Here is a 14542-nt window from a genome sequence, read left to right as displayed (position 1 = left end):
TTTATCGTTTCAAACTTAAAGCGTTAAAATGAAACACATAACAGCAATTATTTTCGGAGCGGCAATCGTAATTGCCGCCTATTTTTTAGGTAATGCATACGTAAATAGAGCAAATCCTCCGCAAATCATTTCCGTTACCGGATTGGGAAATGAAAACTTTACGTCTGACCTTATCGTATGGGAGGGACAATTCTCTACCAATAGTGGTAATCTTAAAGCAGCTTTTGAGCAATTGAACAACGATAAAGATATAGTCCGTTCATACTTGGTTTCTAAAGGAATCGATGAAGGAAATATCATTTTTAATAGTGTGCAAACTACAGAGCAACGGGATAACAAGTATGAAAACGGAAATTTTGTCGGGAGTATTTTCCGGGGATATCAATTAACGCAAACCGTAAAAATAGAATCTCAGAATGTTGCCGTTATCGAAGGTATTGCGAGGGAAATAACGGAATTATTAAATAAAGGAGTACAGTTTAACTCTTACCAACCTAGATATTACTACACCAAGTTGGCAGACTTAAAAATTGAAATGATTTCAAAAGCTACCGAAGACGCACGCCTTAGGGCAGAAAGTATTGCTCAGAATTCAGGAAGTGGTTTAGGGGAATTGATTTCGGCGAAAATGGGGGTTTTTCAAATCACGGGCCAAAATTCCGGGGAAGATTATTCATGGGGAGGCTCCTTTAATACATCGTCAAAAAACAAAACAGCTTCCATTACTATGCGCTTGGATTATAAGGTAAAATAAGTTGTTTTACTAAAACAAAAAAGACAGGAAACAGCCCTTTCTTTTTATGTTTAACGAATCATTATTTTCTTGCCGTAACCAACAGGAATGCAAAAAGCTTGGGAACCACCCCAAGCTTTTTTATCTAAATCAAAAACCAACCAAAGACGAATTATTTTAGAAATAATTCAAAATTCTTTTTCATAGCATTTAGTATAAAACAACTCAGTTTCATTTTACCCTACTTTAAATCCTATTTTTTTATACTTTTAAATAAATAGCAGTATAATGACCGAACAATTTTTAGAGGAAGCCAAAGCAGAATTACGGAAAAGCCTTGTAAAAAAGGGGCATCCATTTCGCTATTTCACCCTCGCCACAGTTGGCCTGGACCCAATGGCGCGTTTGAGAACAGTTGTTCTTCGCAAAATTACAGATGACCTTAAACTAATTTTTTATACCGATCGGCGTTCAAAAAAAGTCATACATATTACCGAAAACCCCAAGGTAAGCCTGTTATTTTATCATCCTAAATTAATGCTTCAGCTTAAAATTGAAGGAAAAGCCAATGTTATTGTAGATGAAGCTATACTAAATACCTACTGGCATGGAATACAACCAAATAGCAGAAAAGACTACATCACTGAACGTGCTCCAGGAAGTACCTTAAAAAATCCGGATGAAGTACAATACCTAAACGAAGACAACCATTTTTGTATGGTAGAAATAGAACCCTTTAAAATAGAATACCTCAAACTAAAGCGCCCGAATCACATTAGGGTACGCTTCTCCAAAGACAGTGACAAATGGCAAGGAGATTTTTTAGTGCCTTAAACTTAAAAGCAGTTTTCTTTGCTCTATTCTATTCCATACTATTTAGAATAGCCAAAATATCTTGTTCAGTGGTATCAGGATTTATAAAGCAAAACCGACTTACCGTTTCATAACCCTCCATGGTTTTCCATTTGGTAGGGGTTACCAATGCAAAACCTGCTTCGTGATTATTATAGGTCCAATTGCGATAATCGTCCGGTGTCCACCCCTTTCTGCGATAGAGAACACATGACAAACTAGGCTCCCGAACCAATTCCAACAATGGATGGGCTTCAATCAGCTTTCCTGCTATTTTAGCTAGCTTTATGCCCTCTTCCACCGCCCAGGCGTATTTTTCCGTACCATGTGTTGCCAAGGAATACCAGAGCGGTAAACCGCGCAAACGTCTTGTTAATTGTATTTGATAATCAGAAGGATTAAAGCCGTGTGCACCTTCATCCTTGAATATTTCTAGATAAGAACCTTCTTGTGAATGTGCTTCTTTGGCCTCTTCGGGATTTTTATAAAGTACTGCGCCACAATCATAAGGTGAAAACAGCCATTTATGAGGGTCTATGGTAACACTGTCTGCCCGTTCAATACCATTGAACAAATGCCGAACCGATTTCGCGGCCAAAGCACCTCCGCCGTAAGCGGCATCTACATGAAACCAAAACCCTTCCCTTTCACAGACCTCGGCTACACCCATTAGGTCATCTATTATTCCCGCATTGGTAGTGCCTCCTGTAGCTACTACCGCAAAAACACGTTCTCTTTTAGACGAATCCAGACTATTGATTACCGTTTGTAATGCGCTACCGGACATCGCGTCTTCCGTTTCTACCAAAAGCACATCTACGTCTATAACCTTGGCCATGGCCTTAATTGAAGAATGTGCTCCAATAGAAGTAACCATTAGCCCTTTTACATTCTGGTTGTTAGGGTCTTTTCGCCATTTCTCCCGGGCGGCTACTAAAGCAGAAAGATTCGCCGCAGTACCACCACTTGTGAACACACCGAATGCCGGTGCGGGCATTCCAGTTAGAGACACCAGCCATTGCATAGCCTCGTTCTCACAGAAAATACCACCTGCACCTTCCATCCAATACGCCCCGTGGATACTAGAAGCCGAAGTCACCAAATCAAACAAAATGGCTGCCCTCGTAGGCGCGGCAGGCACAAAAGCCAAATGTCTGGGATGATCTATAGGGACTGTGGCCTTAACCAAAACATCTCTATAGAGCTCAAAAGCCTTTTCTCCTCCTATTCCATTGCTGGTAACTGTTTCGCCTACCAACAACCGTAATTCTGCTTCCGTCTTGGGTTTGCCCAATTCGGGGTTGGTTTTTGTTATACGATTAATCGCATATTTGACCACATCTAAGGTCATTTCCACCATTTCGATATCTATATCGTGCATACTAAAATTTTAAATGTATTTATTCATACAAAAATACGCCCTCTAATAGAAGCAAAATAAACAAGGTATCCTTTTCTTTACCAAAATCAACGAGCCGTTCCAATGGAATCCTACCCATAAGATTTTCCTTTCCGATGAGAACTTCTACTCCATCTATATTTTTACATTTAGAAACAGGTAGCGAAAAATCGTCTTTGGACAAGACCTCTGAATCCCGATTCAAGACACGTACATTTCCACCATAGGTTACATTGGGCAATATCCATTTTTTGGTGGTATAACGATTGTTCAAAACTTCCGAAAGCGGCTCAAACCCGTATGTACGCTAGACCGAATATCCAAAATCTTCTCTATAGGAGTCCTTACCACTTGGATTGCGATGACCAATAAGAATAATTGAAATAGCCCAGAAGACCATTTATGAATTGACTTAAATTCAACCCAACGAATCAGTAGTACCACAAAGGGTAACAACAAAGGCAACAGCCAACGTTCCTCTACTTTTTGCACATTAAAAACGATAAAGAATAAAAGTAAAACTGACAATTGGACCAACCCAAATTTCATGAACCAATCCGTTTTCGGCTTACTAAAACTGACCCGTTTTAAGACGTAAGCTATGGCAACCACAACCAAAAGGGGAGCCATCAGCTTTAGGAAGGTTAATAACAGTGAAAATAGCGGCCCATTACCATAAAACACAGTACTCGTCTTGCTTTCGGTTTTTAATGCGATACTATCACGTAATTCCGTAAAATAGCCATCCGGTCCCAATAACCAATACGCATGAGGAGCTAAAAGCAAACCCGCGAGAACAATCGACAATAGCATCTTTTTGTTAAAAAAATCTGCCTTAACCCATTATCGAAAAACAGAACCAACCCAAAAGCCACTAAAAAAAGTACATAATTATATTTGGACAATACCCCTATACCGACAACGAATCCCAAAAGTGCATAATTGATCCAAGTCTTGTCTTGCAATAAACGCTGGATTACTATAAAAGATAATAAAATAACTAAGCACAGAAGCGAGGTATGTGAAAGTCTTCTAAACGTAAAATCGATAAATACCGGTACCAAGACTAGGGTAAAAACTGCGAGTTCGGATTTTTTTTCATTTAAGCGCATTATCTTACCAAAATGCGCTAACGAGACTAAAATACTTGCAAATATAGCGCCTCTGAGTACGGAAAAAGAACCCTTTTGCACTCCAAAAATTTGGTTTATCAAATATTGCAGCCAAGCATATAAAGGAGGTTGATCGTCATAGCCCCAACGCAGCCATTGCGAATAATAGGCTTGTTCTGCATCTTCCAGTTCCAAGGCGCTTTTAAAAAAAGTAATACCGGTAATGGCCAAAAAGGATAACATGGAGACTAGGCCAATTTTCTGTTTGAAAAGCGGGCCCAAAAACATACTATTCTGCCGTAAGAATAACGAATTCCTGTTTGAGCGGATTCAAAGCTTTGAACAACATAGGTATCAGTGATTCCCCATATTCCAAATATAATTCCGAGAAATTAAGATTACGCTCTTGTAACGATTTAGTTGGGAAGAGTTCATTTTGTATTTCTGCCAGGCGGGATACGTGGTCGGCCAATTTTCTTTTCTGAGCCTTTAACAAGCGTTTCTCTAAATGGTCCAGTCCTTTTTTCTGTTTTACTTCCTGAGCCTTTACGGCACCTAAAAATGATTTATCGGTTTGTTCTGCCAATTCGTATAGGCCTTTAAACTGCTCTTCCAACAGCTTTTTTGGGGTGTAAAATCAATATCGATATTGGAAACTTGTCTAATCTTTTTGTTGATGAGCGTATTTTGTTTCAAGAAAATATCTTCTATTGCAATAGATAGTTTTTGCAACTTTTCCTTCTGTTTTTGGGTGATGATCAAGGCCGAATTACGAAGCAATAACATTGGAAAGGGGACTTGCATCGCCGTAAATGACGATTTTAACTCTAACCAATAGGCCAGCTCTCCTCCCCCGCCTATATAACACAGATTAGGTAATATAACTTCTTGGTAAAGTGGCCTGGCGATTACGTTGGGTGAAAATCGCTCTGGATGCGCTTCCAATTCTTCCAATAATCCTTCTTTGGAAAATTTGATGTCCGTATCGTTAATAACATAGCTGCCCTCTCTCTCCACGATACGTTCGCGTAGGCCATCAACCAAATAAAAAAAATTAATTTCCCTTGGGTTTACCTGTACCCCATAATCGGCTGGCAATCCTTGTAATTTATCAATAGTCTCAGTAACAGCTTTATGTGAAGTCTGTTCAAGAATATCTTTTTTGGTATAGGGAATCAATAAACGTTTTAAATTGGCATCATCACCATCTACTATAACCAAGCCGTAGGCACCAAAAAGTTCATTGGCCAAAAATCGGGTCGCATTCGTTAAATTATCGTGCTTTAGATAGGCGCTTTCAAAAAGCTCCTTTAACTCTTGAGCATTGGTGCTCGTACCCAAAAGGTTTAAAAAGGTAGTAAGCACCTCTTCCAAGCCGTCGGTGCCCAAATGCCCAACCGCACCCGATGCTTTTTTATTCCATTGTACTTTTTTCCCTTTAAAGTTAAAATAGTTGATTTCCTCAAAATCATGATCTTCCGTAGCCATCCAATATATTGGAACAAAATGCTGCTCAGGATGTTGCTTTTTTAGCGTCTCACAAAGATTAATGGTAGAAATAATTTTATAAAGAAAGTATAAGGGACCTGTGAACAGGTTTAATTGATGCCCTGTAACCACAGTAAACGTATTTTCATCGGATAAGGCTGCAATATGCTTTTCGGTTGACTTGGATATTGCATAGTTTTTATATTGATGCTTTAAGGCTGTTTGTAAGACCTTACGATTTTCCAATGGAAAGCTTTTCTTTTTCTCTGCTATCTGCAGCTCAAAATTGGCCAAATTGGGAAAATGATTATAAAAAGGTGCTAGTTGGACCTCCTCGGCAACATAATCACATATCAGCTTAGAAAAATAGCCAGTTTTTTGAAAGGGCAAACAGTCAATATCCATAGTCACAAAAAAAATAAAGGTGCTGGTAAAAATTCACTTCATTACAGATTCTAAAAATACATTAATTAGATGGAAATCGAGTTTTTAGGTCGATAAACAAAAATAGAAATCCCAAGGGTCTTATTCAGTAAGAATTTATTAGATTTGAAGCTATCGATTTTAACCTGTGAACATGAAGAGATTTTTACTTACACTTTTGGTCAGTCTACCATTACTAGCCAATGCACAACTAAAATCCCCATCAGAATTTTTGGGATATGAACTAGGCAGTCAGTTCACGCGGCACCATCAGGTACTGGATTATTATGAATACTTGGCTGAGCAGGAGCCCAATCGAATGGTTTTAAAGGATTACGGACTTACCAATGAGCGAAGACGTTTGGTACTGGCCCACATATCATCCGCAACCAATATGTCACAATTAGAAACGATTCGTACAGAACATTTAAAAAACACTACCGGAGAAGGACAACCAGAAAAAGCCATTGTTTGGTTAAGCTACAATGTACATGGTAACGAGAGCGTGAGCACGGAGGCTTCTATGCAAACCATCTACGATTTACTTACCAAAAAAAGCAATTATCTAGAAAACACAGTTGTTATAATAGATCCTTGCATAAACCCAGATGGTCGAGATCGATATGTAAATTGGTACAACCAGTATAAAAATTCACCCAATAATGTAGACCCAAATTCCAAGGAACACCATGAGGGGTGGTGGAGCGGTCGGAGCAACCATTATATGTTCGACCTAAACAGAGATTGGGCTTGGTTAACGCAGGTAGAAAGTCAACAACGCTTAAAAGAATTTAACAAATGGTTACCTCATGTTCATGTAGATTTTCATGAGCAAGGTGTAAACAATCCTTACTATTTTGCGCCAGCGGCAGAACCATATCATGAAGTTATTACCGATTTTCAACGCGATTTCCAAAAAACCATCGGTAAGAACCACGCCAAGTATTTTGACGCAAACGGTTGGTTTTATTTTACAAAAGAAGTTTTTGATCTTTTGTATCCAAGTTATGGAGATACCTACCCTACTTACAATGGCGGTATAGGGATGACATACGAACAGGGTGGTAGCGGCCGTGCCGGATTGGGAATCATTACAAGCATTGGCGACACCCTTACGCTAAAAGACCGTATCGCACACCATTATACGACGGGTCTTTCAACTGTAGAGGTAGCCAACAACAATGCACAAAAATTAAACGATGAATTCAAGAAATTCTATGACAACAAAGACTTTAAGTATAGAAGCTATGTTTTAAATGGTAACCAGGATAAATTAAATACCTTAGCACGCTTACTTGATCAGCACCAAATCGAGTATGGCTTTGGAACCAATACGGCTGCAAAAGGGTTTGACTATAATACAGGTAAAACCGGAAGTATAAAAGTCTCTGAAAATAGCATGGTGATATCCACCGACCAATCTAAAGGAACTTTGGTCAAGGTTCTTTTTGAACCGAAAGCAAAATTGAGTGATTCCGTAACGTATGATATCACTGCGTGGTCCTTGCCTTATGCTTATGGTTTGGATGCCCTGGCCTCGGAAGGTAGCATAAGCCAAAATAAAAAAATGGTGGCAACATTGTCCGCAGTTAACAAAATTAATGCTACAAACTACGCTTATGTGAACGATTGGAATAGCATAACTGACGCTAAATTTTTAGCTGCCTTGCTGAAAAACAAAATTAGGGTACGCACGGCACATAAACCTTTTTCTGTCGATGGGAACTCCTACCTACGTGGAAGTTTAATCATCACGTTAGCGGATAACAAAAACCATAGCGATTTTGTAGGCACTATGAAATCGATTCTAACAGATCATCCTGAAATTGATTTGAATGTTGCTACTACCGGATTTGTTGACAGCGGGAAGGATTTTGGTTCAAGCTATGTAGATATGATTCCGAATGCTAAAATTGCGGTTTTGGCCGGTGACCCTACCTCCACGCTTAGATTTGGTGAAATATGGCACTTTTTTGAGCAGCAATTAGAATATCCCATTTCAGTATTGGACGAAAGCTATTTTAACCGGGCAAATCTTTCTAGCTATGACGTTTTAATCCTCCCGGATGGCTATGGTTACGGTAGTTTCCTGAAGGAAAATTTAATGGATAAAATTACGGATTGGGTACGTGCTGGTGGCAAATTGATTTCCATGGGCGGTTCTATTGATGCATTGGCAACGGATAAAAGTTTTAAAATAAAGAAAAAGCAAACCGAAAAGGACACAACCGTAAATTTAAATTCTTTTGATGTTTCGGAACGCGAACGTATAAAATTTGCCATTACAGGTGCTATTTTTAAAACTACCGTAGACCCTACAAATCCTTTGGCCTATGGCTATGACGATAACTACTTTACGTTAAAACTGGGTAACCGGGCTTATGATTATTTAGATGGTGGCTCGGCTGTATATTTAGCAGCAGGTCAAAATGAGCCCATCTCAGGTTTTGCAGGTAGCGAAGCCATAAAGCAAATTGATAGTACCTTGGTATTTGGAACACAGAATATGGGTCGTGGTCAAGTGATTTATATGGTGGACAACCCGTTGTTTCGAGGGTTCTGGGAAAACGGAAAACTGTTCTTTGCCAATGCACTATTTATGGTGAACTAAAATACAGCTCCAATGAAAGAATACAAGGTTGAAACATTGATTTATTACAGTAAGATTACGCTCGACACCAAGCATATTGCAAAATCGTCAAAAGTAGAAATACAGGAAAAACTAGATGAATATGCCAAAGACGGATGGCGTTTAGCATCGACAGATGCTACCAACTTTGGGGCCGCTGTTTACATTTACCTCTATTTTGAGCGTTAAGATTTTGTGGTCATTATAGCTACTTACTTACACACGCCCATCGTGTAATCGTTAATTCCATAGCATTCTGCAGTAGATGGATTCTCATAAGTAACCCACTACATCCAAAAAATCCTATTAAGTTCGAAGGTAACTACACAACTATCCTTTTTTTCTTGTTAGCAAACATCCTTAGCGCAACCCATGTAAAGTGGCATACAGCAAACCATGACACCAAGATAACTCCCTTTAAAGTTGGAAAAAAAGTAACTTTCACTGGTTTAAACATATGTAGCATTAAATTAGAGTTTTCATGGACCTCCTTTGCTCATAGCTTTAAAAAAATATAAATTGTTATAATATATCGATTGTCGTTTCTGTAAAGGGTTACGTTACCAGTATATTACACTGTATTCAGGGATATACCAGTATAAAAACACCATTATCTTGCCAACATAATTGAACTTATATCGTTATAACTCCTCTTATGAAGCGATAGGAGAACGCTGAAAAACCAAACGAATATGGCCAAAGACCAAGAACATATAGGCAAGCTTTTAGAGAAACTGGAGCTATTATTGCGCAAGCAAGAAAATTTTTCTTTAGAAGTTAAAGAACTAAAAAGGGAGATACTGGAGCTTCGGAACCGCCCTATGGATACTACTGAAAATATTAGTATTCAAGAGGCCTTTGAAGAACCTACAGAAACCTCTCCCACTTCAAATGTAAAAGAAGAAAACGATGTAACGATTGATTTTGCAAATACCAAGATTAAAGAAACTCCAAAAGCACCCGTAGCCGAACCCCTTGTAGCTGCACAAAAGAAATCAAAAGGAAAATCCAATCTGGAAAAATTCATCGGCGAGAACCTCATCAATAAAATAGGGATTCTTATTACCATTATCGGTGTGGTCATTGGGGCAAAATATTCTATAGAGAATAATCTTATCAGCCCACTAACACGTATTATTTTGGGCTATGTGCTTGGTTTGGGACTAATTGGTTTCGGTATAAAACTAAAAAGAAAATACACTAGTTACAGCGCGGTATTGGTTAGTGGTGCCTTGGCAATCATGTATTTTATTACATTCGCCGGCTATAGCTTTTATGAACTTTTTCCACAAGCATTTGCCTTTGCCCTCATGCTTTTGATTACCGTTTTTGGTGTTGTGGCATCCTTGAACTATAACAAACAAATTATAGCGCATATTGGTTTGGTAGGCGCTTATGCCGTGCCATTTTTACTGAGTAACGATTCTGGGAACATTACAATTCTGTTCAGCTATATTGCCTTAATTAATTTGGGTATTCTCTTTATTTCTCTCAGAAAGTATTGGAAGACGCTTTATTATGTATCCTTCGCCTTTACATGGTTAAGCTATTTGGTCTGGCGCATGTTCTCCTACCAAGCTGATCAAGACTATCAAATGGCCTTGGTTTTCTTAACTGTATTTTTCCTAATATTCTATGCTACTTTCCTAGGCTATAAATTAATAAAGTCCGAAAAATTCAAAGTATCGGATATTTTTATGCTCTTGCTAAATTCCTTTATCTTTTATGGTTTGGGATACAGTTTATTAGAAGAAAATGAAACAGGTGCTCAACTCTTAGGATTATTTACACTGGCCAATGGCATCGTGCATTTTGGTGTAACTACACTTATTTATAAAAAGAAACTGGGCGATCAAAACTTGTTCTATCTGGCTGCTGGTTTAGTGCTCACGTTTATTACTATAGCCATACCGGTTCAATTAGATGGTAACTGGGTTACACTGTTATGGGCTGCGGAAGCTGCATTATTGTTCTGGATAGGTAGGACTAGAAAGGTGAAGGCCTACGAGTACATGTCCTACCCTTTACTTGTGTTGGCCTTCTTTAGCCTTATTGAAGATTGGGGAGACGCCTACGGCATGAATTACCTTTACAATGAAGCCACTGAACCACTTACTAGCATTCTTAATAGTACATTTTTAACATCTATCTTGCTCCTTCTTGCATTTGGATTTGTGAATTGGGTTCTACAGAAGCATGATTTGATTTTGGCCAATGGAAAGAAACCGTTTATCGCCAAGGTTATGAACTTCGCCATCCCAAGCGCTCTGGTTTTTGTACTTTACTGCACCTTTTACCTTGAAGTGGAATATTACTTTTCAAAGTTGTTCCATGCATCTGAACTAGTGATTCAGGATACCGATGGCTACGACCTAACCAATTACAATTACGACCTAAACGACTTTAAAAGTGTTTGGCTCATTAATTACACCTTACTGTTTATCACGCTAATGGCTATGGTGAATATGGCTAAGTTAAAGAATAGAATCCTTGGTATTACCACCTTGGTACTCGCAATTTTTGCAGGAAGCATCTTTTTGACTGGTGGCCTATACACGCTAAGCGAACTTCGGGAGAGTTACCTCAACGGCGAACTTCTTGCTTATTATAACATTACCAATTATTCTATCTGGATACGCTATGTGGCATTTGCCTTTTTTGGAATACTGCTATGGTATGTACATAAATTGATACAACGAGATTTTATGCGTATTAATTTCAAGATTCCGTTTGAGTTGCTATTACATACTTCTATTTTGTGGATTTTAAGTAGCGAACTCATTCATTGGATGGCGCTAGGGGAATCTGATCAATCCTATAAACTGGGTCTAAGTATCCTATGGGGAATCTATGCTTTAATTCTGATTGTCCTGGGGATTTGGAAAAATAAGCAATATCTCCGTATTGCTGCCATTGTGCTTTTTGGAATAACCTTGATAAAACTATTCTTTTACGACATTGCATCGCTGAACACAATATCGAAAACAATAGTATTTGTTTCCTTAGGGATGTTACTTTTAATCATATCTTTCTTGTACAACAAGTACAAACATAAAATTACAGATGAAAAAGCCTAATGGTGACTTGCTTATGATGGTCGGTCACAATCAATCGGAATTGAAACCAATACGTTAACCATTATCACTGTTAATAAAATGAAGTACATAACTATACTGCTCCTGTTCCTTTGTCCGCTAACACTTTTGGCACAGTTGCGCGACTACAACTATAAGATACCGATTAGCGAACCTACTGAAACTTGGCATGCGGTAACCCTACCAAAATCTATCTTTTCCAAGGTTAAAGATGATTTCTCAGATATTCGTATCTACGGTACCACTGAAAAAGATACTGTAGAGGTACCTTTTGTTCTAGGCTCCTCAGGACCATCGGGTTCGGAAGAAATTCGGGATTTCAAACTCATTAACAGCACCTCAAATCGCAGCGGTTATTTTTATACCTACGCCATTCCAGTAAATACCCCCATAAATAAAATTGAGCTTTCTTTTGAAAATGAGAATTTTGATTGGAACATTACATTAGAAGGAAGTCAGAATCAAAACCAATGGTTCACCATAGTTGAAGATTACAGGATATTGTCTATCAAAAACGAGCATACCGATTATATGTTCACAGATCTTACTTTTCCAGACACCCAATACACCTATTACAGAATCCATATAGAAACAAAGGATACGCCCAAGTTAAAATCGGCCAGTATTATATTGAACAATACCGTTCCTGCTACGTATGTAGATTATGAGACCAAAAACATTAGCATATCACAAGAGGGCAAGACCACACTAATCGATGTAGATCTCAAAGACCGTTTTCCCATAAGCTACGTAAAAGTGAACACAACGGACGATTATGACTTTTACAGACGTATTAGCGTTTCTTATGCAGTTGACAGCGTCAATACAGATAAAGGCTGGAAATACAGCTACAGAAATCTATTTTCCGGAACTTTAACTGCATTAGAAAAAAGAGCTTTCTCTTTTAAACATAGACTAATTAGCAAATTGCGTATTTCTATTTTAAACGATGATAATCCACCGTTAATAATCGATTCCGTCGCTATTAAGGGATATTCGTATGAGCTTACTGGCCGCTTTACCCAGCCTGCCAACTATTTTTTAGCATTTGGTAATACCATGGCTTACGCCCCTTCATACGATATACAACAGACCGGTTTCAAACTACCGGAAACTATAACCTCATTGCAGTTAGGAAAAGAGGAAATTATTGATAAACCGACTATTGCTATCCAATCTCCCTTATTTGAAAACAAATGGTGGCTATGGGGAATTATGGGGCTCATTATTCTAGTCCTAGGCGGGGCGACCTTGAAAATGATGAAGGAGAAGGGGTAAGTATGAGATGTATTATAAAAGTAAAAGTTCAAATCACGTTTAACGTATTCCAAAATCATATACTGATGCAAAGCATAAGTATATACCATGCAGCCACTTAAACAAAACTAGATTCGTTTGTTTTTTATTGAGGCCATATAAATTATTGCGATAGTTATGCAACCGGCTCCCCATACAGATCAAAATCTGCCGCCTCCGTAATCTTTATATCCACAAACTCACCTTGTTTCACGTAATGCTTTGCGGCTTCTATCAACACCTCGTTATCTACATCGGGCGAATCAAATTCTGTTCTGCCCACAAAATAATTTCCTTCTTTACGATCAATGATACAACGAAAAGTTTGTCCTATTTTCTGTTGGTTCAGCTCCCATGAAATTTGGCTTTGAATTTCCATAATCTCATTGGCTCGTTCTTGTTTTACATCTTCGGGAACGTTATCCTCCAAGTTGTAGGCATGGGTATTTTCTTCGTGACTGTAGGTAAAACAACCCAAACGCTCAAAACGCATTTCTTCTACCCATTGCTTTAGGGTCTGGAAATCTTCTTCTGTCTCTCCAGGGTAGCCTACGATTAAAGTAGTACGGATAGTCATATTTGGAACGGCAGCCCTAAAATCTTGCAACAACTTTGTAGTTTTGGCCTGTGTCGTGCCCCGTCGCATACTTTTTAAAATACTATCGGAGATATGCTGTAACGGAATATCCAAGTAGTTACAGACCTTAGGCTCACGGTTCATCACTTCTAACACATCCATTGGAAAACCGGTGGGGAAAGCATAATGTAATCGTATCCATTCTATACCCTCTACTTTAACTAGATGTTCCAACAGCTCCGCCAAATTCCGCTTTTTATACAGATCTAAGCCGTAGTAGGTCAAATCTTGAGCGATTAAGACCAGCTCTTTAACTCCCTTAGCGGCCAACTTTTCAGCTTCAGTTACCAAGTCTTCCATTGGTTTGCTCTTATGTTTACCGCGCATTAATGGGATAGCACAAAAAGAACAAGGCCTATCACATCCTTCGGCAATTTTCAAATATGCATAATTCTTTGGTGTCGTCGTCAAACGCTCACCTATAAGCTCATGTTTGTAATCTGCACCTAATGCTTTTAAAAGACTGGGGAGCTCGCTGGTTCCGAAGTATTCATCTACATTTGGAATCTCTTTTTGTAAATCAGGTTTATATCGTTCACTTAAACAGCCAGTAACAAAAACTTTGTCCACTGTACCAGCTTCCTTCTTTTGTACATACTCCAAAATCGTATTTACACTCTCTTCCTTTGCATTGGCAATAAAACCGCAAGTATTAATAACGACAACGTTTCCCTCCTCTTCGTGAACTACCTGTTTATTGTTTGCTTTCAACTGACCCATAAGCACTTCGGAATCGTAAACATTCTTACTGCAACCAAGAGTTACTACGTTGATTTTGTTCTTTTTAAGTGATTTTGTACGCATAGCTTTTTTTATGGGAACGAATTGCCGTTTAAGGAGGTGCAAAAATACAATATGACTGCCGAACACAACCTATT

The 14542-nt window shown here is 38.6% G+C and carries 11 protein-coding genes and 1 pseudogene; 6 read left to right on the top strand and 6 right to left on the bottom strand.

The window, feature by feature from the left end:
- Window positions 1-28 precede the first annotated feature (28 nt).
- Together MS6x_RS15880 and MS6x_RS15875 are read left to right on the top strand one after the other, a co-directional pair.
- Window positions 29-754, top strand: coding sequence for an SIMPL domain-containing protein (locus MS6x_RS15880; protein ID WP_482603429.1), 726 nt, complete (start codon window positions 29-31; stop codon window positions 752-754).
- Window positions 755-1021: 267 nt separating this feature from the next.
- Window positions 1022-1567, top strand: coding sequence for a pyridoxamine 5'-phosphate oxidase family protein (locus tag MS6x_RS15875; RefSeq protein ID WP_482603428.1), 546 nt, complete (start codon window positions 1022-1024; stop codon window positions 1565-1567).
- 28 nt (window positions 1568-1595) lie between these two features.
- On the opposite strand, the gene MS6x_RS15870 is transcribed toward MS6x_RS15875, so the two are convergent.
- From MS6x_RS15870 to bshC, 5 genes and pseudogenes are all read right to left on the bottom strand, one after another.
- Window positions 1596-2966 carry a pyridoxal phosphate-dependent decarboxylase family protein gene (locus MS6x_RS15870; RefSeq protein ID WP_482603427.1) on the bottom strand — a complete coding sequence of 457 codons (1371 nt, stop codon included), beginning with the start codon at window positions 2964-2966 and terminating at the stop codon, window positions 1596-1598.
- 19 nt (window positions 2967-2985) lie between these two features.
- Window positions 2986-3225 carry a hypothetical protein gene (locus tag MS6x_RS15865; RefSeq protein WP_482603426.1) on the bottom strand — a complete coding sequence of 80 codons (240 nt, stop codon included), beginning with the start codon at window positions 3223-3225 and terminating at the stop codon, window positions 2986-2988.
- 29 nt (window positions 3226-3254) lie between these two features.
- Window positions 3255-3791 carry a hypothetical protein gene (locus tag MS6x_RS15860; protein ID WP_482603425.1) on the bottom strand — a complete coding sequence of 179 codons (537 nt, stop codon included), beginning with the start codon at window positions 3789-3791 and terminating at the stop codon, window positions 3255-3257.
- Window positions 3761-4378 carry an ArnT family glycosyltransferase gene (locus MS6x_RS15855; protein WP_482603424.1) on the bottom strand — a complete coding sequence of 206 codons (618 nt, stop codon included), beginning with the start codon at window positions 4376-4378 and terminating at the stop codon, window positions 3761-3763. Before MS6x_RS15855 ends, MS6x_RS15860 begins: the two co-directional genes overlap by 31 nt.
- Window positions 4379-4385: 7 nt before the next feature.
- Window positions 4386-5989: pseudogene (gene bshC / locus MS6x_RS15850) on the bottom strand (bacillithiol biosynthesis cysteine-adding enzyme BshC).
- A 172-nt stretch (window positions 5990-6161) separates the two neighbouring features.
- On the opposite strand from bshC, the gene MS6x_RS15845 reads away from it, so the two are divergent.
- From MS6x_RS15845 to MS6x_RS15830, 4 genes are all read left to right on the top strand, one after another.
- On the top strand, window positions 6162-8618 hold the full coding sequence (locus MS6x_RS15845; protein WP_482603423.1) for a M14 family metallopeptidase: 2457 nt from the start codon (window positions 6162-6164) through the stop codon (window positions 8616-8618).
- A 12-nt stretch (window positions 8619-8630) separates the two neighbouring features.
- Entirely contained in the window at window positions 8631-8825 is a 195-nt protein-coding gene (locus MS6x_RS15840) for a DUF4177 domain-containing protein (protein ID WP_482603422.1), read from the top strand.
- A 503-nt stretch (window positions 8826-9328) separates the two neighbouring features.
- Window positions 9329-11713 carry a DUF2339 domain-containing protein gene (locus tag MS6x_RS15835; protein WP_482603421.1) on the top strand — a complete coding sequence of 795 codons (2385 nt, stop codon included), beginning with the start codon at window positions 9329-9331 and terminating at the stop codon, window positions 11711-11713.
- A gap of 78 nt (window positions 11714-11791) precedes the next feature.
- Window positions 11792-13009 (top strand): DUF3999 family protein, encoded by a 1218-nt coding sequence (locus MS6x_RS15830; protein WP_482603420.1) that lies wholly within the window; start codon window positions 11792-11794, stop codon window positions 13007-13009.
- Between the two features lie 154 nt (window positions 13010-13163).
- Here the strand turns inward: MS6x_RS15830 and rimO are convergent, their stop codons facing one another.
- Window positions 13164-14468: a 30S ribosomal protein S12 methylthiotransferase RimO gene (gene rimO / locus MS6x_RS15825; RefSeq protein WP_482603419.1), complete on the bottom strand. Its 1305-nt coding sequence runs from the start codon at window positions 14466-14468 to the stop codon at window positions 13164-13166.
- Window positions 14469-14542: the final 74 nt, after the last annotated feature.

The organism is Maribacter sp. MS6 (genome assembly GCF_056839185.1).
Note: the sequence above shows the minus strand (reverse complement) of the source record. Positions and strands in the feature narration are given on the sequence as shown.